This window comes from Amycolatopsis sp. NPDC005232, from assembly GCF_040607795.1.
Classification (GTDB): Bacteria; Actinomycetota; Actinomycetes; order Mycobacteriales; family Pseudonocardiaceae; genus Amycolatopsis.
This window is the reverse complement of sequence record NZ_JBEXHL010000011.1, coordinates 159,304-178,303: the sequence shown is the minus strand read 5'-3', so window position 1 is coordinate 178,303 and position 19,000 is coordinate 159,304. Positions and strand designations below refer to the sequence as shown.

Genomic DNA, 19,000 nt, shown 5'->3' with positions numbered 1-19,000 from the left:
GTACGGGAGTTCAGGCGAGCGAGGCTGAGGCGACACGGGCTGAGGCGACGCTGTTGCGCAGCACGCCGAGACCGGTGATGGTCACCTCCACAACGTCGCCGCTCGCCAGGAACTTCGGCGGGTCGAAGCCGATGCCGACGCCCGCGGGTGTGCCGGTGGCGATCACGTCGCCGGGCAGCAGGGTGATGCCGGCCGAGAGGGTGGCGATCAGCTCAGGAATGTCGAAGATGAGGTCCTTGACCCGGGCGTGCTGGCGGCGTTCGCCGTTGACGGTGGTTTCGAGCTCCAGCGCGGTCACGTCGGGGATCTCGTCGGCGGTCACCGCGTACGGGCCCATCGGGCAGTGCGTGTCGAGAGACTTGCCGAGCAGCCACTGGCGGTGGTCGCGCTGCAGGTCGCGGGCCGTGACGTCGTCGAGGATCGTGTAGCCCCAGACGTGTGCCAGGGCGGCTTCGCGGGTGATCCCACGGCCGCCCCGGCCGATGATCACGGCGAGTTCACCCTCGTAGTCGAGCTCGGAGGTGAGGCCGGCGTGCGGGTCGATGTCGTCGCCGGGGCCGATCACGGCCGTGGTGGCCTTGGAGAACAGGATCGGCCGGGCAGGCAGGTCTTCCGAGCGGTCCGGGCTGTCGTAACCGCTGCGGCCGAACTCCGCGGCGTGCTCGCGGTAGTTCTTGCCGACGCAGAAGATGTTGCGCCGTGGAGCGGGGAACGGCGCGCGGAGCCGCACGTCGGCGAGGGGTACCGGCGTGCGGTCCGCGGCCTGGTCGGTGAGGATGGTCCCGACCTCGCCCCAGCGTTCGACGGCGCCGAGGAGCGTTCCGCCCGGCACGAGATCGGTGACGTCCCGGACCTCGCTTTCGCCGGTCACGACCCCGACGCGGTCGGCGTCCCCGGTGGAGTTCCCGGCGGAGAAGGTCACCAGCTTCATGTGAGACCAATCTGTACCAATATGAACCAATGCGGACGTGATCGACCGTACGCGTCTCGGCATCCGTTGTCGATATGCAGGACTTGTTCTGGTCATTGCTTCGCCCATTGGTCTCGATTGGTCTCAAGTCGTCCGGTAGAGTGCGCCCATGACCACGGTGGAACACGCCCTGCGCGCGCTGCTCGACGAAGGCGCGGCCGACGGCAGCCTCGGCCCGGGCGCCAAGCTGCCCACCGAGCGCGACCTCGTGCAGCGGCTTTCCGCGCCGCGCAGTGCCGTGCGGCGCGCACTGGATTCTTTGGAGCGCGACGGGCTCGTGATCCGGCACGTCGGGCGCGGCACGTTCCTCACCGACATCGCGGCGCAGCACGTCGAGCCCGCCCCCGCCGACACGAGCCCGGCCGAGATCATGCAGGTGCGCCAGCTGCTCGAACCGCAGGTCGCGACACTCGCCGCAAGGGTGGCCACGCAGGCGGACCTCGACCGGATCGCGGCCGCGCTCGGCGCGGGCGCCGCGGCCGGCGACTTCGAAGGCTTCGAGCGCGCCGACGCCGGGTTGCACCGCGCGATCGCCGTCGCGGCCCACAACGGGTTGCTGATGAACATGTTCGACGTGATGAACACCGCGCGCTCACTGCCGGTGTGGGGCAGCCTCAAGCGGCGAACGTCCACACCGGAGCTGCGTTCGTGTTACCACGACGAACACACGTTGATCGTCGAAGCACTGCGCGACCGGGATCCCGTGAGCGCCGGCGAACACATGCGGCGCCATCTCCAACACGTGGCCGACACCCTGCTGGGGCGCGACTGAGATTCCACCCGATTTGAGCTTCCGCCTGACTGAGTTCCCACCTGACCGAGCTCCCACGTGTGAGCCCGTGTTCGCCGGGTTTCGCCATCTCCTCGTGTTCGAATCCCACCACGAGGAGCTGGCGAAATGACGCAGACGGAACGGACCACCACCGACGCCGGTATCCCGGTGGAAAGCGACGAACATTCGCTCACCGTGGGGCCGGGCGGGCCGATCCTGCTGCAGGGCCACTACCTCATCGAGCAGATGGCTCAGTTCAACCGCGAACGTAGCCGTTCATGTGCCGCCACGTGCGCGGAATACCGCGGTCGCCCATCAGCCACGTCACCTGGTGCGCCGATTCGGGGGACAGCGTCCAGAAGTCCCACTGCATGTCGTGGTCGCGCAGGTTGTTGTCCGCCCGGCGTTTCTGCGAACGGATGAAGTGCTGGAACTTCAACGGGTCTTTGACGAAGAACACCGGCGTGTTGTTGCCGACCATGTCGTACACGCCTTCGCTCGCGTAGAACTTCAATGCGAACCCGCGCGGATCGCGCCACGTGTCAGGGCTGCCCCGCTCGCCGGCCACCGTCGAGAATCGCGCCACCATCTCAGTCTTCGTGCCCGGCTGGAACACCGCGGCTTTCGTGTGCGGGCTGACGTCGGCCGTCACCTCGAACCGGCCGAACGCGCCGCTGCCCTTGGCGTGTGATTGGCGCTCCGGTACGCGAACTCGAAGGGCGGCCCGAGCGCCGACGTCGAGCGCTACGGCACCCCGGCCGGCTGCCATGCCGACGGCGAGATCACGCGCTCGGCCTACGTCGACCACTCCGAGGACGACGACTGGGGCCAGGCGGGCACGATGGTGCGCGAGGTCCTCGACGACGCGGCGCGCGAGCGTTTGGTTTCCAACGTCGTCGGTCACTTGCTGAACGGGGTGAGTGAGCCGGTGGTGCAACGGGCGTTCGAATATTGGCACAACGTGGACAAGCACCTCGGCGACCGCATCGAGTCCGGTGTGCGGGCGAAGGCCGACGAGAAGGACCCGAAGGCCGCGGAGGAGGGCAACCCGGCGCGCAGTGACATGCAGCGGAAGGCGTGAGTCCGTCCACTTCGGACTGGTCACGGTCACGGGGCCTGGCGGAAAATCTGACGGCGTCCACCGGGCCCGCCGGTAGAGTGCGCGTCCATGGGTCACCTGGAGGTCGCGCACCTCGACTACTCGCTGCCCGACGGGCGGCCGCTGCTCGGTGATGTGTCGTTCCGGGTCTCCGACGGTGCCGTCGTCGCGCTGGTCGGCCCCAACGGCGCCGGGAAGACGACGCTGCTGCGCCTGCTTTCCGGTGAGCTGAAGCCGCACGGCGGCACGGTGACGGTGTCCGGCGGGCTGGGCGTGATGGGCCAGTTCGTCGGCTCGGTCCGCGACGAGCGCACCGTGCGAGACCTGCTCGTGTCGGTGTCGCCCGAGCGCATCCGCACCGCCGCGGCGGCCGTGGACGCGGCCGAGGAGCGGCTGCTGACCGTCGACGACGAGGCCGCGCAGATGAAGTACGCGCAGGCGTTGAGCGACTGGGCGGAGGTGCGCGGCTACGAGTCGGAGACGACCTGGGACGTGTGCACCACGGCCGCGCTCGGCGTGCCGTACGAGAAGGCGCAGTGGCGGCTCGTGCGCACGTTGAGCGGGGGCGAGCAGAAGCGGCTCGTGCTGGAGGCGCTGCTGCGCGGCCCCGACGAGGTGCTGCTGCTCGACGAGCCCGACAACTACCTCGACGTGCCCGGCAAACGCTGGCTCGAGGCGCGCCTGGCGGAGACGCGCAAGACGGTGCTGTTCGTCTCGCACGACCGGGAGCTGCTCGCGCGGGCGGCGAAGAAGATCGTGAGCGTGGAGCCCGGGCCGGCCGGCAGCGACGCGTGGGTGCACGGCGGCGGGTTCGCCACCTACCACGAGGCACGCGACGATCGCTTCGCCCGCTACGAAGAGCTGAAGCGACGCTGGGCCGAGAAGTACGCACAGCTCAAGAAGCTCGTGCTCGACATGCAGCAGTACGCCGCCCGCAGCGACGAGATGGCGTCCCGCTACAAAGCCGCGAAGACCCGGCTGCGCAAGTTCGAGGAGGCCGGCCCGCCTCCGGAGCCCCCGCGTCGGCAGGACATCCGCATGCGGTTGCGCGGCGGACGCACCGGCCTGCGCGCCGTGACGTGCGAAAACCTGGAGCTCACGGGCCTGATGAAGCCGTTCTCGCTGGAGATCTTCTTCGGCGAACGCGTGGCCGTGCTCGGCTCCAACGGCTCCGGCAAGTCACACTTCCTGCGCCTGCTCGCGGGCGGCGACGTCGCACACACAGGCCTGTGGAAGACCGGCGCCCGCGTGGTGCCCGGCCACTTCGCCCAGACGCACGCCCACCCGGAGCTCACCGGCCGCACCCTGGTCGACATCCTCTGGACCACCCACGCCAAGGACCGCGGCGGCGCCATGGCCGTGCTGCGGCGCTACGAGCTCGAACGCCAGGGTGACCAGCCCTTCGACCGCCTGTCGGGCGGTCAGCAGGCCCGCTTCCAGATCCTGCTCCTGGAACTCGGCGGCGCCACCGCCCTGCTCCTGGACGAGCCGACGGACAACCTCGACCTCGAATCGGCCGAAGCCCTGCAGGCGGGGTTGGAGGCCTACGAAGGCACCGTCCTCGCGGTCACCCACGACCGCTGGTTCGCGCGCAGCTTCGACCGCTACCTGGTCTTCGGCTCCGACGGCGTGGTGCGCGAAACCGCGGAACCCGTGTGGGACGAACGGCGGGTGGAACGGGCTCGCTGATCAGCGCGGCAGCGGCAGAGCCAGCTCCGCGCGCGTCACCGAGATCGAGCCCAGGGTGTGGGACCACCAGGTCGACGCGAGTTCCTCCAGGAGGAAGCGGCCTTCGACGCGTTCCGGGGACATCGCGGTGATGCGGGGCTCGTCGGGCTCGTCGCGTTCGACGTCGATGCGCAGGCGGGGCGGGTGGGCGGCCAAGCCGAGGCGCAGGGCGCGGAAGGAGGCGCCGTCGCGGGTGGCGTCGGTGACGAGCTCGTCCATGAGCTGCACGGCGTCGCCGACCACGGGGGCGGGCACGTGGGCCAGCATGGCCCTCAGCGTGACCCGTGCGGCCTCCGCGGTGTCCGGGCCGTTGAACACGGCCGTGGCGGCGCCGGGCGGCCGCGAATCCTCCGTCATGGTGGTGCCCCTCCCCTGTCGAGCGATGATCAAGCGCAGTGCAGGTACCCAGAGCCTCCAGGGTTCAACCGTCCGAGTTAAGTCGCGGCCATATGCTGGGACGGACGACCGGAGGTGAGCAGGTGCCCGACAAGCCACGAAGCACCTGGTCAGCCGCGGAAAAGGCCGCTTACCGGGAGTTCGTGCGCACCCACCATCCCGACGCGGGCGGCGACGCGGAGGCGTTCCGGGAGGGGCTGGCGCGGTTCCACCAAGTGGACAAAGCAGTGGACAAAACGGTGGGCAAACCGGTCAGGCAGCCCGATTCCGTGATCTTCGTCGTGCGCAGGCGCGGGCTGACGCGGTTGCTCGCCGCGCTCGCCGCCCACCGCAGGCGCAAGCGGCGGACTCGCGTGCGCTGAATCGAACCGCGCAGACGCCCCCAGGCGCGGTCCCGCCGGCTGTAATGCTCAACCGGCGAGACCTGGGGCATCGGCAGCCGGGCCCTGCCGCCGATGCCATGGGAAGCGGATAGACGCCATTACCACCCCGTAAACATCGGTTTCGCGAAAAGTCCACCACCGGCCACAGTGGACCCCTGCGTCACCGCAACGGGCCGCGCGCCCCCTCGAAGGCCGCGGCCGCTCCCAGCAGCACGTCTTCCCGCCACGGCGCCGCGCTCAGCTGCACGCCCACCGGCATGCCGGACGCCGGATGCCGCCCGCCCGGCACGCTCAGCGACGGCCCGCCGTACGCCGACCACGCGTAGGTGAACCGGGCGATCTCCCGCGTCGACGCCGCGAGGTCCACGCCCTCGCGCAGCGGCACGTCCACGGGGATCGTCGGGGTCAGGACCACGTCGACCTCGGTGAACACCGCGTCCACCCGCGCGCGGAACCCGATGAGCCACTCCCGCGCCGCCGCCGTCCGCGCCGGAGGCACCTCGAGCCCGAGCAGAAGCCGCCGCCGGACGTCGGGGTCGATGCTCTCCGGCGCGTCCCGCAGCCGAGCCGCGTGCACGGCCGCGGCCTCCGGGTACATCACGTCGAGCATCCGCGCCTGCGCCTGCGCGGCCGACGGCACCTCCACCGGCACCACCTGCGCGCCGAGCCCGCGGAACACCTCGACGGCCGCCCGCACCACCTCCGCCACGCCGGGTTCGACGCCGACGGCGAAGAATCCGCCCGCCACGCCGATCCGCGGCAGGACACCCGACCCGAGCAGCGCGTCGACCGGCCCCGAGCCCCCTCCGTCGAGCGCCGCCAGCACCGCCGCGGCTGTGCGGACGTCGCGCGCCATCGGCGTCACCGTGTCGAACGACGGGCTCACCGGCAGCACGCCGCGGAGGGAGACCCGGCCGAGCGTCGGCCGCACGCCCACCACCCCGTTCACCGACGCGGGAATACGGCCCGAACCGCCGGTGTCGGTGCCCAGCGACACGTCCGACAGCCCCGCCGCGACGGCCACCGCCGAGCCGCTGCTGGACCCGCCGGCGATGCGCGCCGGGTCCCACGCGTTGAGGCAGTCGCCGAACGCGGCGTTGCGGCCGGTCGCGCCCATCGCGAACTCCGCCAGGTTGTTCTTGCCCACCAAGGCGAACCCGGCTTCGCGCAGCGACCGCACGACGTCGGCGTCGGCCTCGGCCGGGCCGGTGGCGAAGGACGCGGAACCGGCGGTGGTCGGCACGCCCGCGACGTCGATGTTGTCCTTCACCGTCGCGGTCGTGCCGCCGGCGGGGCCCGGGAGCACGGTGATGAGGGCGCGCAGCCGCCGCGCGAGCTCGAGCCGGGTCTCCACCGTCAGCCTCCCGTCCGCTGCCCACGCACGCGGGCCGTCGCCTCCTCGTCCAGCGCCAGTGTGCGCGCGTCGAGCACCACGCCGTAGTGCTCGCGGGCGTCGGCGGCCGAGAGGTAGTCGTCGAGCACGTCCTCGCGCACGTCCCGCGCGTCCCGCTCGAACGGGTCGCCGTAGCCGCCGCCGGAGGGCAGCTTGATCTCCAGCGTGTCGCCGGCGGCGCACTTTTCCTGCGTCACCTTGGAGTACAGCAGCTCCTCACGCTCGGTGCCCGCGTTGCGCACGAACGACCCCGCGACGCCGTCGTGCCCGCCCGCGAGACCCCGCGGCGGGTCGGTGCGGTTGTCCGCCTCCGAGCCGATGAACGTGTCGGTGAGCATCTTCCACTTGCGGATGCTGCCGATGCCCCCGCGGTACCGGCCGGGCGCGGGCGGCTCGTCGCGCAGCTCGTAACGCTCGGCGAGCATCGCGTGGTTGAGCTCGAGCTCCTCGATGGGGTTGTTGCGGGTGTTGGCCATCAGCGCGTCGACGCAGTCCAGGCCGTCCTTGCCATTGCGCGCGCCGTAGGAGCCCTCGTTGATCTCGATGTAGACCCAGTACGACTGCCCGTCCGCGGCCAGGCCCGAGTACGCGATCGCGCACAGCGCCGCCGACGAACCCGCGACGGCCCGGTCCGGCAGCACGTCGGCCAGCGCCAGGTTGATCGAGTCGAAGATCCGGTTGATCTGCGAGAACCGCGCGAAGCACGACGCCGGGAAGTTCGGGTTGAACAGCGTGCCCTCCGGCGCGTACGCCTTCGCGGGGCGGAAGCAGCCGTCGTTCTGCGGCACGAACTCCTCGGTGAGCGCCTCGTCGAGCAGCAGCGTGCGCACGGCGGAGGCGACGGTCGGCAGCACCGAACCCTCGAACGGAACGTTGAACGCCGTCGGCACCTGCTCGTGTGAGCCGGTGAGGTCGACGACGATGTCGCTGCCCTCGACCTTCACCGTCACCGCGACCTTGAGCGGGATGTCCCGGTTCTTGCCGTCGTCGTCCAAAAAGGACAGCGGGGCTTCGTAGCTGCCGTCGGGGATCTCCTGGATGCGGCGGCGCAGCATGTCCTCGGAGTAGTCCATCCACTTGTCGGCCGCCGACATCACCACGTCGAGGCCGTAGCGCTCCAGCAGCTCGAGGAACCGCTTCTCCCCCAGCCGCGCGCACGCGATGAGTGCTTCGAGGTCGCCAGCGTTCTGCTCGGGGGTGCGCACGTTGTCGAGGATGTGCTGGATGAGGGCCTCGTTGCGCACGCCGCCGTCGTAGATCTTCGCGGCGTCCATGAGCTTGCCCTCGGCCCAGACGTCGACCACGTCCATGCACAGGCCGGGGAAGTTGCCGCCGATGTCGGACACGTGCCCGGTGCAGCCCGCGAAGCCGATGTGCTTGCCGCCGAAGAAGATCGGGATCATGATCCCGTAGTCCGGCGAGTGCGCCGCGCCGTGGTACGGGTGGTTGTGCAGCACCACGTCACCGGGCCGGTAGGTGCCGGTGAGCTTGCGGTTGATCCCGCGGATGTAGGCGGGGATCGAGCCGCAGTGCATCGGCGTGGAGTCCGATTCGCACAGCTCGCGCCCGTTGGCGTCGAAGATGCCGGCGCCGAGGTCCTCCGACTCCCGGATGAGGCTGGAATACGCCATCCGGTAGAGGATCTGGGCCATCTCCTTGGCGATGGAGTTGAGCGCGCCGCCGATCACGCGCAGGGTGATCGGGTCGACGTCGACGGTCGTGAAGTCGCCGGGGGCGACTCCGGCGAGCGAAACGCCGGCGGGGTCCAGAGCGGTCACCGCTGGCCTCCTTCGATGGCTCGGCCGGGCTGGGCCACGGCGGTGTCGATGACGAGGTGGCCCACGCGGTCGACGGTGGCGCGCTGATTGGGGCCGATGATGGTCGTGGAGTCGAACTGCTCGACGATCGCGGGACCTTCGAGCACGTTGCCCGCCTTGAGCAGCGCGCGGTCGTAGACCTTGGTGGGAAACGGCGTGACCTCCCCCGCACCGGACCAGAACACCGCGTCGGTGGTGGCCTTCACGGCGGCCGACGGGTCGGTGCCGCCCGTCTCGACGTCGGCCAGCGGCACGTGGCCGACCTTGCCGACGGCGGTGACGCGCACGTTCACCAGGTGAACAGGTTTGTCGTCGAACCGCTGCAGATATGTTCGTTCGTGAACATCGTGGAACGCGGCGGCCGCCCGAGCCACCCAGTCGGCGTCGATCTCGCCGGACGGCGCGGGGACGCGCAGCTCGTAGCCCTGGCCGATGTAGCGGCAGTCGAGGCTGCGCTCGATCACCACGTCCTCGGGTGCGAGGCCGTCGGCGCCGAGCTGTTCCACGGCGTGCGCGGTGAGGCGGTCGAACTCCGCGGTGATGCGGTCGAGGTCGGGGTCGGCCGAGGAGGTCCACACCGTCGCCGGGGTCTCGCTGCGGATGTCGGTCGCCAGCAGGCCCATCGCCGACGCGATGCCGGGGTGGTGCGGCACGATCACGCGCGGGATGCCGAGCTGCTCGGCGATGTGCCACGCGTACAGCGGTCCGGCGCCGCCCTCGGCGACGAGTGAGAAGTCGCGCGGGTCGTAGCCCTTGCGCACCGAGTGCAGACTGATCGCCTCGGTCATCGCATGGGCCGCGATCTGGAAGATGCCGATGGCCGCGTGGCTCACGGACGTGCCGAGCTTCTCGGCGATGTGCTCGTCGATCGCCTTCACCGCGAGCTGCGGTTCGACCTCCATCGTGCCGGACAGGAAGCTGTCGGCGCGCAGCCAGCCGAGCGCGACCATGGCATCGGTGCTCGTGGGCTCGGTGCCGCCGCGGCCGTAACACGCGGGCCCGGGCGTCGCGCCGGCGCTGCGCGGGCCGACACGGAACATGCCGCCCTCGTCGATGAACGCGATCGAGCCGCCGCCGGCGCCGATGGTGTCGACCTCGGCCATCGGGACCATGGCGTGGTAATCGCCGATCCGCGTGTCGAGCAGGTGTTTCATGCGCAGCTTGCCGTCGGGGGCCACGCCGATGTCGGCCGAGGTGCCGCCGACGTCGAGCGTGATCACGCTCGGGTAGCCCGAGGCCTCGCCGATCGCGCAGCCGCCGAGCAGCCCGGCGACGACACCGCTGGTGAGCAGCAGCACCGGGTTGTCCACGGCGCCGCGCGCGGTGATCAGGCCGCCGGCTGACGTCATCAGGCCGACCTCGCCGCGCACACCGGCCTCGCGGGTCGTGTTCGCCAGGTTGTCGACGTAGCGCGAGACCTTGGGGCCGACGAACGCGTTGAGCGCAGTCGTGGAGAAGCGCTCGTACTCGCGGTACTGCGGCGCGACCTCGCTGGAGAGCGAGACGAACACGCCGGGGTACTCCTGCTCGATGATCCGCTTCACCGCCTGCTCGTGGGCGGGGTTGCGGTAGGAGTGCAGGAAGCACACGGCGATGGCCTGCACGCCGTTGTCGCGCAGCACGCGGACCTGCTCGCGCACGGCGTCCTCGTCGAGCGGCACGAGGACCGCGCCGGAGGCGTCGACGCGCTCGGGTACCACGCGGCGGTTGCGGCGGCGGACGAGCTGCCACTTCTGCCACGGCAGATCCTGGTAGGACGAGTAGTTCAGCGGCCGCTTCTTGCGGGCGATGTGCAGGATGTCGCGGAAGCCCTCGGTGGTGATGAGCCCGACGTCCGCGCCGTTGTGCTCCAGCACGATGTTCGTGGCCACGGTGGTGCCGTGCAGGAACTGGTCCAGGTCCGACACCGCGATGCCGAGGCGCTCGCTCAGCTGCCGTACCCCGTCCATGGTGGCCACTGCCGGATCGTGCGGGGTGGACGGAACCTTGTGCACCGCGACGGCACCGTCCTCGTCCCAGTACATCAGGTCGGTGAACGTGCCACCGACGTCGACTCCGATGCGTTTCACTGCTGGTCCTCCTTGATCAGCTGATCGGCGGCTGCTTCAGCCAGGGCGAGCACGCGGCGGGCACGGCGGACGACGGCCGCGTCGACCATCCGTCCCGCGACGACGGTGACCCCGGTTTTCTCGGTGTTCTCTGCGTTTTCCAGAGCACGCAGGACTTCTTGTGCGTGCGTGACTTCCTCGGTGGTGGGGACGAGGACCTCGTGGGTGAGGGCGACCTGGGCGGGGTGGACGCACAGGCGGCCGAAGAACCCGGCGCGCTGCTGCGCCAAGGTGTCGGCGCGGAACCCGGCGGGGTCGTCGAGCTCCGCGCTGACGGCGGCGGGTGGTGGGGCGAGGCCGGCCGCGGCCGAGGCCACCACGACCTGGGCCCGCGCCCAGGCGAGCGGTCCGGTGTTTTCGGTGCGGCTCGGGGCTGCGGTGCCGAGCTCCGCGGCGAGGTCGTACTCGCCCAGCCCGAGCCGGGTCACGGCCGGGTGGCGGGCGAGGTCGGGCAGCTCTTGCAGTCCGTTCGCCGTCTCCACCAGTGCGAAAACGGCGGCTTCGGTGCGGGCGGTGACTTCGGCGATGCCCGCGAGCTCGGCTTTCGGCAGGACGACACCGGCGATGCCCAGCTCGGTGACGGCGTCGAGGTCGGCTTCGAGGTGCTGGTCGTTGTTGATCCGCACCCACGTCCGCGGCGCGAGGTCCGGCCGCTCCCGTAGCCACGCGGCGACCGCCGTCCGGGCGACGGCTTTCGCTTGCGGCGCAACGGCGTCTTCCAGGTCGGCGATCACCACGTCGGCCACCGCGGCCGCCTTCGTGAGGCGGTCGGGGCGGTCGCCGGGGCAGAAGAGCCCGCTGCGGGTCACCATCCGACCCGGCCTTTCCCCGCGATGAGCGACTTCGCGATGACGGTGCGCATCACGTCGCTGGTACCCTCGCCGATCGTCATGAGGATCGAGTCGCGGTAGAGGCGTTCGATTTCGAACTCCGTGGAGTAGGAATAACCACCGTGCACCCGCATGGAGTCCTGCGCGGCCTGCAGGGCGACCTCCGAAGCGAACAGCTTGGCCATGCCCGTCTGCAGGTCGGAGCGTTCGCCGCGGTCCAAAGAGGACGCCGACCAGTAGGTGAGCAGCCGCGCGGCCTGCAGCTGCGTCGCCATCTCGGCGAGGCGGATCTGCGTGGCCTGGAACTCGGCGATCGGCTTGCCGAACGCCTTGCGCTGCGAGGAGTACGCGAGGGCCTCGTCGTAGGCGCGCTGGGCGATGCCGAGGCTGCGCCCGGCGATGTTGAGGCGGCCGACCTCCAGCGCCGAGAGCACCTGCTGCAACCCGCGCCCTTCCACACCGCCGAGCAGGTTCGCCGCCGGCACCCGGACCTCGTCGAGCACGACCTCGCACGATTCGGTGCCCTTGTAACCGAGCTTCGGGATGTCGCGCGTGACCTGGAAACCCGGTGAGTCCGCGTCGACGAGCAGTACGCTCATGCCCTTGTGCGCCGGTGTCGTCGTGCGGTCGGTTTTCACGAGCACGGGCAACGGGTCGGCGTGGCGGGCGTTGGTGATCCACATCTTGGTGCCGCTGACCACGTAGCTGTCGCCGTCGCGGGTCGCGGTGGTGCGGATGCCCTGCAGGTCGGTGCCGGCGTCGGGCTCGGTGAGCGCGATGCCGGTGCGGCGCTGCCCCGTGGCGAGCTCGGGCAGGTAGCGCTGCTTCTGCTCGGCGGTGCCGTGGTGGGCGAGCATCCAGCACGCGAGCGAGTGGCTGCCCAGGATCCCCGCGATGCCCATCCAGCCGCGCGAGATCTCCTCGAACATCAGGGTGAACGAGACGAAGTCGGCCTCGCCGCCGCCGTACTCGTCGGGGATCATCAGCCCGAACAGGCCGAGGTCGGCCATCTTCGCCACGATTTCGGCCGGGTAGCGGCCTTCGTGTTCCCAGTCGCGGGCGACGGGCACGATCTCCGCGTCGACGAAGCCGCGCAAGATCGCGCGGAACTGCTCCTGGTCGGGGCTCAGCGTGAAATCCACGGCGCGCTCCTGTCCGTTCCGAAAGCGCCCCGGCTCGCGAGCGCCTGGTAGTCCGCTTCGGACGTACCGAGCAGCTCGCCGAGCACCGCGGCGGTGTGTTCGCCCAGCAACGGGGCGCGGTGGTGGTCTTGTCGTGGTTCCCCGACCCGCACGGGCGAGGCGACCTGGTGTACGGAACCGAACCTGGGATGTTCGGTTGTCACCACGAGCCCCCGGGCCGCGGTGTGTTCTTCCACCAAAGCCTGCGGGATGGTGTTGATCGGCGCACACGGCACACCGGCAGGTTCGAGCACGGACAGCCACTCGGCCGTCGTCCGCGTGAGGAGCTCCTTCTCCAGGTGCCCCAGGCATTCCGCCGAGTTCGCATAGCGGCCGGCGGGCGTCGAGAACCGTTCGTCGGCGGCCCACGCCGGGGAGCCGATGGCCGTCACGAGACGGTCCCAGAACTTCTGCTTCGCGCAGCCGATGACGACCCACGAGTCGGCCGTCTCGAAGTTCTGGAACGGCACGAGGCTCGGGTGCGCGGAGTGGTGCGTGCGCCCGGGTTCGAAGCCGCGGTTGAGGTGCCAGGTCGCGAGGTAGGTGAGCATGCCGACCGCGGTGTCGTAGAGGCTCACGTCGCAGTCGGTCCCGACGCCGTCGCGGCGGGCGGCATGGATGGCTGTGACCATCGAGAGCGCGGCCACGATCCCGCCGGTGTAGTCCACCATGGACAGTCCCGACTTGGTGGGCGGGCCGTCCGGCTCACCCGTCACGGACATCCAGCCGGCGAGGCCCTGCAGCAGGTAGTCGTAACCGGGCTGGGCGCTGCGCGGGCCGGTCATGCCGTAGCCCGAGAGCGAGCAGCAGACGATGGCCGGGTTGAGGTGCTTGAGGTCCTCGTAGCGGATGCGCATCTTGGCCGGCACGTCGCCGCGCAGGTTGGAGTACACGGCGTCGCTGACCTTCACCAGCTCCTCGAAGACCTCGCGGCCCGCGGGGTCGGTGAGGTCGAGGACCACGGACCGCTTGTTGCGGTTGAAGGCCTCGAAGAAGAGCGAATCGCCGTCCTCGGCGTAGGGCGGGGTGTGGCGGCCGACGTCGCCGCCGGTGCCGGGGTCCTCGATCTTCACGATCTCGGCGCCGAGGTCGGCCAGGTGCACGGAGCCGAACGGGCCGGCGCCGTACTGCTCCACGGCGAGCACCCGGACGTCGGCGAGCGGCAGGGGGCGGGTCATGCGCGGTCCCCCAGCGTCAGAGGGCCGGTCTTCGCGGCGGGGAACGAGTCGATGGCACCGGCCTCGGATCGCTTGTACACCAGCACAGTGCGGTCGAACGACAGGCATTCGTCGCCGTCGCCGTTGAGCCCGCGGGTGTGCACGGACACGAGCCCCGCGTACGGCTTCGAGGCCGACTCACGCTTCGCGGTGCAGATCGACTCGCCGTAGAGCGTGTCGCCGATGAAGACCGGGTGCGTCAGCCGCACGTCGGTCATCGCGAGGTTCGCGATCGCCCGCTGGCTGATGTCGGAGACGCTCTGGCCCAGCAGCATCGCGATCGTGAGCCCCGAGTTGACCAGGATCCGGCCGAACGGCGTGCGCTCGGCGTAGTGCGCGTCGAAGTGCGCGGGGTGGGTGTTCATGGTGAGCAAGGTGAACCACGTGTTGTCCGCTTCGCTGATCGTGCGACCCAGCGGGTGGCGGTAGACGTCGCCCACGGCGAAGTCCTCGTAGTAGCGCCCTTGCCGGCCGTCGTGCACCGTCAAAACGGCACCTCCGGGGAGTCGGCGGGTGGGAATCTGCGCTGAAGTATGCGCATCGGACCTGCGGTTGGCAATACCTCAGACATTTAAATCGCGCAGCTGGTGCCGCGCTCGTTCCCGATGTCCTACGCTTCGGGGACCAAGCTTTTCGAACCGAGGGGGAACCGATGAGCGAGACCGCCGGCACGCAGGCCGGCCTGCGGGTGCGCCGGGTTCAGGCCGCGTACCGCCAGGTGGCCGACCAGCTCAAGGACCAGATCCTCACCGGGGAGCTGACCGCCGGCACGCGGCTGCCCAACGAGGCCGAGCTGGCCCGGCTGTTCGGGGTCAGCCGCAGCACCGTGCGCGAGGCGCTGCGGCTGCTCGCGAGCCAGCACCTGGTGGACACCACCCGCGGCGCGACCGGCGGGACGTTCGTGTCGAGCCCGGACGCGCTGAGCGTCGCCGAGAGCCTGGGCGGTGCACTGGGGCTGCTGGTGAACGCGCAGGGCATGAGCGTGGAGAACCTGCTCGAGGCGCGGCTGATCCTCGAGCCGCTGGCCGCGCGGCTGGCGGCTTCGCGCGCCGATGCCGCGGGACTGGAGGCATTGGCGGGGGCGACGGCGAGCACGTCGGCGCTGGCCCCGTCGAGCGGGTTCGTCGTGCACTGGGACTTCCACACGACGCTGGTCGCCATCACCGGCAACCCGCTGCTGCACCTGATGTGCCGCCCGATCAACGACGTGTTGCGCGGCCGACTGCACCGCGACCGCGTCCCGCGTGACGTGTGGGACCAGGTCGACGCCGACCACGTCGACATCCACCGCGCCGTGGCCGAGCGCGACGCAGACGCGGCCGAGCGGCTCACGCGCGAGCACTTGCACAGCCTGCGGCCGTTGTACGAGAAGATGGAAGACTAAAAGTCCGACATATGCCTTGCGGTGGCGTGGCGGGCCCTGCACACTGCTGGGCATGCACCCGACCACCACGCTCGCCGGCCGGCTCGGGGAGTTCGCCGCCGGCGTCCGGTTCGAAGACCTGCCCGCCGCCGTCGTCGAGCAGGCGCGCCACCTCGCGCTCGACGCGGTGGGGCTCGCGTTCTGCGCCGCGGACGAACCGTTCGCGCATCGGGCCCGTGAGGCGTTCGCACTGCTCGGCTCCGGTGACCAGCCCGTACTCGCCGTCGGCGACCGCCTGCCGGCGCGCGACGCCGCAATGCTGGGCGGGATCCTCGTGCACGGCCACGACTTCGACGACACGCACATCGGCTCGATCGTGCACGTGTCGGCGTCGGCGTTGCCGGCTTCGCTGGCCGCCGCGATCGCGGCCGGGCGGACCACGCGGGAGCTGCTGGTGGCCTACGTGCTGGCGATCGAGGTGAGCGCCCGCGTCGGGCTGGCAGCGCACGGCGGGTTCCACGACGCGGGCTTCCACCCGACCGGCGTCGCCGGCGCGTTCGGCTCCGCGGTGGCCGCGGCGAAGCTCGGCGGCCTCGACGCCGCCGGGATCGCGGGCGCGCAGGAAATCGTGGGCTCGATGGCGTCGGGGATCCTCGAGTTCCTGGAGGACGGCGCGTGGACGAAACGCCTGCACCCGGGCTGGGCCGCGGCGTCGGGCCTGACGGCGGCGGCGTTCGCGCGCGCGGGCTGGCCGGGGCCGGGCCGGGTTTACGAGGGCCGGTACGGGCTCTATGCCACGCACCTGGGTGGTCGCGCCTGGGACCCCGACGCGCTGACCGCCGACCTCGGCTCCCGTTGGGAACTGCTCACGACGGGCGTGAAGCCGTACCCGAGCTGCCACTTCAGCCACGGCTTCGCCGACGCGTTGCTGACCCTGCGCGCGGACGAGGGTTTCACGGCCGACGACGTCGAGCACATCCGCTGCCTCATCCACCCCACCGCCGCGGCGGCCGTCTTCGAGCCCGCGGAACGCAAACGCCGCCCTCGCGACCTGTACGACGCGAAGTTCAGCGTGCCGTACATCGCGGGCGCCTGCCTGACCCGCGGCCGTCTCACCTTGGCGGAGTTCACAGAGGACTCACTCGCCGACCCCGCCATCCACGCGGTCGCCGACCGGGTGGACTTCGCGGACGACCCGGAATCGAGGTTTCCGGAGGCCTATTCGGCCGCGGTGGAGGTAACACTGCGGGACGGCCGCCGGTTGTTCCGGCGCGAGCAGGTGAACCGCGGTCATGCCGAGCGGCCACTGTCCGTCGAGGACATCTCGGCCAAGTACGCGGCGAACATGGCCCTGGTCGCCGACGAGGCCACTGCCGCGCGGGTGCGGTCGGCGGTGTTGTCCTTGGGCGCCGACGACACGACCACGGCGCTGGAGTTCGGGGAGGCTTGCTCGCGCGCGGAGTGAGGGCGGTCAGTCCACGCGGGTGACTCGGGCGTAAATCTGGCGGTTTTCGTGCCGGTGCCCGAGCACTTCGCCAGTGACGCGGGCAGAAAGAAGCGGAAGCTCACCACCGCCGGGAAGAGCGGTGACTTCGGCCAGCCCGAGGGCGCCCGGCACCTCGTCGACCGCGAAAAACACGCCGAAGGGCTGACGCGCGATGACCGAGCCGGTGATCCGGGCACCGACGGGCAGTTGTACGACAGCGACATCCCACGTGAGGCGCGCCCGCTCCGCCACGCGGTCGCCGTGCTCCGGCCACGAATAGTCGCTCACGAGCACAGTATGACCGGCACATCGCGGTGATCGCGTAAGCATTCGCACACGGTCAGAGACTGCCTCCCAGATAGTATTGACTGATACTATCTCACTAGACACCAATCTGGGACGGGGAGGCAGGGCCATGGACGTCTACGAGGCAGTCACGAGCCGGCGGGCCGTGCGGGGGTTCACCGACGAGCCGGTCGCGCCGGAGGTGCTTCGGCGGGTGCTGGCGGCGGCCGCGGCGGCGCCGTCCGGGTCGAACCTGCAGCCGTGGCACGTGTATGTGGTGACGGGGGCGCCGCTGGCGGAGCTCAAGAAGCGCGCCGGCGAGCGGATCGCGGCCGGGGACCCGTGGGACGAGGCCCAGTACGAGCAGTACCCGGCCACGCTGAAGTCGCCGTATGCCGAGCGTCGCGCCGCGTTCGGCAAGCAGCGCTACGGCGCGCTCGGCATCTCCCGCGAGGACGTCGAGGCGAGCCAGCGCGCCGCCGCGGCGAACTGGGACTGCTTCGGCGCCCCGGCCGCCCTGTTCTGTTACCTCGACCCCACCCTGGGCCGGCCCCAGTGGTCTGATGCCGGGATGTACCTGCAGACCGTCATGCTGCTGCTGCGCGCCGAAGGCCTGCACAGCTGCCCGCAGATGGCGTGGGCGAAGTTCCCCAGGACCGTCGCCGAGATCGTCTCGCCGCCGGAGGACCTCATCCTGTTCTGCGGGATGTCCATCGGCCGCGAGGACACGTCCGTCGACCTCGGCCGCACGGGGCGGGCGCCGCTCGAGGAGACGGTGACGTTCGTCGAAGGGTGAGGCGGCGGCAACAATCTCACCTTCGCCGTGTGGTGCCGCAGCCGCGCGGGTTCGCGACGATGGGCTCGGAAGAGGCACGTCCACAAGACTGGCTCGGACTGAGAGCCGGACGAGGAGCGACGGTGATGCGGTCACTGAAACGAGCCCGGCTCCGTAGAAGACTTACCCTCGCACTGATCGCGGGTGTCGTGGCCGCGGGCTGTTCGTCCCCCGCCCAGGCGCCGCCGGAACCGAATGTCTCTGCAGTGGACGGCCCGGTGGCTCAGCAGCTGAAGAGCTCGGTCACCGACGCCGGAGCCTTCGTCCACCTCGCGGCGTTGCAGAAGATCGCCGACGAGAACGGCGGCAACCGGGCTTCGCCGGGGCCCGGTTACGACGCGAGCGTCGACTACGTCGCCGCCACCCTCCGCGCCTCCGGCTACGACGTGAGCACGCCGACCTACGAGGCGCCCGGACGGCGCGGTCGCGAGGGGGCCACGGTGCGCAACGTCGTCACGCAGACCCGCACCGGCGACCCGGACCACGTGGTGGTGATCGGGGCGCACCTGGACTCGGTGAACGACGGCCCGGGCATCGTCGACAACGGCTCCGGCGTCGCGACCCTCCTGGAGATCGCGAACCGCCTGGGGCCCTCGGCGCCGCTGCGCAACGCGGTCCGGTTCACGTTCTTCGGCTCCGAAGAGAATGGTTCCGAAGGCTCGAAAGCCTACGTGCGCGGCCTTTCCGCCGACGATCGCGACAAGATCATGCTCTACCTGAACGTGGACATGGTGGCCTCGCCCAACGGCGGCTACTTCGCCCAGGGCGGGGTGGGCGACGACGAGTCCGCCACCGGCCCGCCCGGCTCGGCCACCGTCGCCGCCGTCCTCGCCGGCCAGCTGGCGAAGACGGGGGTGCGACCGGAGATCATCAAGTTCGTCGGCGACGACGAATCGGCGTTCATCGACGCCGCCATTCCTTCCGGCGGCGCGGAAAACGGCGACCACAAGGAAAAGTCCACGGCGCAGGCCCAGGACTGGGGCGGTGCGGCCGACGAACGGTACGACCCCTGCTACCACCAGGCCTGCGACCGTCTCGACAACGTCAACCGCGTGGTCCTGAGCCACTACCTCTCCGCCCTCGCCGGGACGGTCGCCCACTTCGCGACCACGGACGCGCCCATGCTCCGGTGAGGCG

At 70.7% G+C, this 19,000-nt stretch carries 17 protein-coding genes and 3 pseudogenes; 9 read left to right on the top strand and 11 right to left on the bottom strand.

The window, feature by feature from the left end:
- Nucleotides 1–10: 10 nt before the first annotated feature.
- Entirely contained in the window at nt 11–931 is a 921-nt protein-coding gene (locus ABZU76_RS22350; RefSeq protein ID WP_354872559.1) for a fumarylacetoacetate hydrolase family protein, read from the bottom strand.
- A gap of 148 nt (nt 932–1,079) precedes the next feature.
- Between ABZU76_RS22350 and ABZU76_RS22345 the strand changes: the two genes are divergently transcribed.
- Nucleotides 1,080–1,742: an FCD domain-containing protein gene (locus tag ABZU76_RS22345; protein WP_354872556.1), complete on the top strand. Its 663-nt coding sequence runs from the start codon at nt 1,080–1,082 to the stop codon at nt 1,740–1,742.
- 126 nt (nt 1,743–1,868) lie between these two features.
- Nucleotides 1,869–2,012: pseudogene (locus ABZU76_RS22340) on the top strand (catalase); the annotation flags it as partial.
- Here the strand turns inward: ABZU76_RS22340 and ABZU76_RS22335 are convergent.
- Nucleotides 2,011–2,457 (bottom strand): annotated as a pseudogene (locus tag ABZU76_RS22335) (catalase); the annotation flags it as partial. The pseudogenes ABZU76_RS22340 and ABZU76_RS22335 sit on opposite strands and share 2 nt — an antisense overlap.
- A gap of 63 nt (nt 2,458–2,520) precedes the next feature.
- Between ABZU76_RS22335 and ABZU76_RS22330 the strand changes: the two are divergent.
- Nucleotides 2,521–2,823, top strand: a pseudogene (locus tag ABZU76_RS22330) (catalase-related domain-containing protein); the annotation flags it as partial.
- 87 nt (nt 2,824–2,910) lie between these two features.
- On the top strand, nt 2,911–4,530 hold the full coding sequence (locus tag ABZU76_RS22325; RefSeq protein ID WP_354872553.1) for an ATP-binding cassette domain-containing protein: 1,620 nt from the start codon (nt 2,911–2,913) through the stop codon (nt 4,528–4,530).
- Here ABZU76_RS22325 and ABZU76_RS22320 read toward each other — a convergent pair whose 3' ends face one another.
- Entirely contained in the window at nt 4,531–4,926 is a 396-nt protein-coding gene (locus ABZU76_RS22320; protein ID WP_354872550.1) for a hypothetical protein, read from the bottom strand.
- A gap of 122 nt (nt 4,927–5,048) precedes the next feature.
- Between ABZU76_RS22320 and ABZU76_RS22315 the strand changes: the two genes are divergently transcribed.
- Nucleotides 5,049–5,327 (top strand): hypothetical protein, encoded by a 279-nt coding sequence (locus ABZU76_RS22315; protein WP_354872547.1) that lies wholly within the window; start codon nt 5,049–5,051, stop codon nt 5,325–5,327.
- A 181-nt stretch (nt 5,328–5,508) separates the two neighbouring features.
- Here the strand turns inward: ABZU76_RS22315 and ABZU76_RS22310 are convergent, their stop codons facing one another.
- From ABZU76_RS22310 to ABZU76_RS22280, 7 genes are read right to left on the bottom strand one after another with little or no spacing between them, the layout of a single operon-like run.
- The gene (locus ABZU76_RS22310; protein ID WP_354872544.1) at nt 5,509–6,702 is read right to left on the bottom strand and encodes an amidase; all 1,194 of its coding nucleotides are present in this window, start codon (nt 6,700–6,702) and stop codon (nt 5,509–5,511) included.
- Nucleotides 6,703–6,704: 2 nt separating this feature from the next.
- On the bottom strand, nt 6,705–8,519 hold the full coding sequence (locus ABZU76_RS22305) for a hydantoinase B/oxoprolinase family protein (protein ID WP_354872541.1): 1,815 nt from the start codon (nt 8,517–8,519) through the stop codon (nt 6,705–6,707).
- The gene (locus ABZU76_RS22300; RefSeq protein ID WP_354872538.1) at nt 8,516–10,627 is read right to left on the bottom strand and encodes a hydantoinase/oxoprolinase family protein; all 2,112 of its coding nucleotides are present in this window, start codon (nt 10,625–10,627) and stop codon (nt 8,516–8,518) included. The genes ABZU76_RS22305 and ABZU76_RS22300 overlap by 4 nt, the downstream gene beginning before the upstream one ends.
- Entirely contained in the window at nt 10,624–11,478 is an 855-nt protein-coding gene (locus tag ABZU76_RS22295) for an aldolase/citrate lyase family protein (protein WP_354872536.1), read from the bottom strand. The genes ABZU76_RS22300 and ABZU76_RS22295 overlap by 4 nt, the downstream gene beginning before the upstream one ends.
- On the bottom strand, nt 11,472–12,638 hold the full coding sequence (locus ABZU76_RS22290; protein ID WP_354872533.1) for an acyl-CoA dehydrogenase family protein: 1,167 nt from the start codon (nt 12,636–12,638) through the stop codon (nt 11,472–11,474). The genes ABZU76_RS22295 and ABZU76_RS22290 overlap by 7 nt, the downstream gene beginning before the upstream one ends.
- Nucleotides 12,623–13,855: a CoA transferase gene (locus ABZU76_RS22285; RefSeq protein WP_354872530.1), complete on the bottom strand. Its 1,233-nt coding sequence runs from the start codon at nt 13,853–13,855 to the stop codon at nt 12,623–12,625. The genes ABZU76_RS22290 and ABZU76_RS22285 overlap by 16 nt, the downstream gene beginning before the upstream one ends.
- On the bottom strand, nt 13,852–14,376 hold the full coding sequence (locus ABZU76_RS22280; protein WP_354872803.1) for a MaoC family dehydratase: 525 nt from the start codon (nt 14,374–14,376) through the stop codon (nt 13,852–13,854). The genes ABZU76_RS22285 and ABZU76_RS22280 overlap by 4 nt, the downstream gene beginning before the upstream one ends.
- Nucleotides 14,377–14,546: 170 nt before the next feature.
- On the opposite strand from ABZU76_RS22280, the gene ABZU76_RS22275 reads away from it, so the two are divergent.
- Nucleotides 14,547–15,278, top strand: coding sequence for an FCD domain-containing protein (locus tag ABZU76_RS22275; RefSeq protein ID WP_354872527.1), 732 nt, complete (start codon nt 14,547–14,549; stop codon nt 15,276–15,278).
- 52 nt (nt 15,279–15,330) lie between these two features.
- Nucleotides 15,331–16,722: an MmgE/PrpD family protein gene (locus ABZU76_RS22270; RefSeq protein ID WP_354872524.1), complete on the top strand. Its 1,392-nt coding sequence runs from the start codon at nt 15,331–15,333 to the stop codon at nt 16,720–16,722.
- 6 nt (nt 16,723–16,728) lie between these two features.
- Here the strand turns inward: ABZU76_RS22270 and ABZU76_RS22265 are convergent, their stop codons facing one another.
- Nucleotides 16,729–17,037, bottom strand: coding sequence for a hypothetical protein (locus ABZU76_RS22265; protein WP_354872521.1), 309 nt, complete (start codon nt 17,035–17,037; stop codon nt 16,729–16,731).
- A 121-nt stretch (nt 17,038–17,158) separates the two neighbouring features.
- On the opposite strand from ABZU76_RS22265, the gene ABZU76_RS22260 reads away from it, so the two are divergent.
- Nucleotides 17,159–17,824, top strand: a complete 666-nt coding sequence (locus tag ABZU76_RS22260) for a nitroreductase (RefSeq protein ID WP_354872519.1) — start codon at nt 17,159–17,161, stop codon at nt 17,822–17,824.
- Between the two features lie 257 nt (nt 17,825–18,081).
- Nucleotides 18,082–18,996: a M20/M25/M40 family metallo-hydrolase gene (locus ABZU76_RS22255; protein ID WP_354872517.1), complete on the top strand. Its 915-nt coding sequence runs from the start codon at nt 18,082–18,084 to the stop codon at nt 18,994–18,996.
- Nucleotides 18,997–19,000 lie beyond the last annotated feature (4 nt).

What these genes read in the sequence shown, in the direction of transcription:
- ABZU76_RS22350 (WP_354872559.1), bottom strand. Translation starts at nt 931, where the DNA reads ATGAAGCTGGTGACCTTCTCCGCCGGGAACTCCACCGGGGACGCCGAC.
- ABZU76_RS22345 (WP_354872556.1), top strand. Translation starts at nt 1,080, where the DNA reads ATGACCACGGTGGAACACGCCCTGCGCGCGCTGCTCGACGAAGGCGCG.
- ABZU76_RS22325 (WP_354872553.1), top strand. Translation starts at nt 2,911, where the DNA reads ATGGGTCACCTGGAGGTCGCGCACCTCGACTACTCGCTGCCCGACGGG.
- ABZU76_RS22320 (WP_354872550.1), bottom strand. Translation starts at nt 4,926, where the DNA reads ATGACGGAGGATTCGCGGCCGCCCGGCGCCGCCACGGCCGTGTTCAAC.
- ABZU76_RS22295 (WP_354872536.1), bottom strand. Translation starts at nt 11,478, where the DNA reads ATGGTGACCCGCAGCGGGCTCTTCTGCCCCGGCGACCGCCCCGACCGC.
- ABZU76_RS22285 (WP_354872530.1), bottom strand. Translation starts at nt 13,855, where the DNA reads ATGACCCGCCCCCTGCCGCTCGCCGACGTCCGGGTGCTCGCCGTGGAG.
- ABZU76_RS22275 (WP_354872527.1), top strand. Translation starts at nt 14,547, where the DNA reads ATGAGCGAGACCGCCGGCACGCAGGCCGGCCTGCGGGTGCGCCGGGTT.
- ABZU76_RS22270 (WP_354872524.1), top strand. Translation starts at nt 15,331, where the DNA reads ATGCACCCGACCACCACGCTCGCCGGCCGGCTCGGGGAGTTCGCCGCC.
- ABZU76_RS22260 (WP_354872519.1), top strand. Translation starts at nt 17,159, where the DNA reads ATGGACGTCTACGAGGCAGTCACGAGCCGGCGGGCCGTGCGGGGGTTC.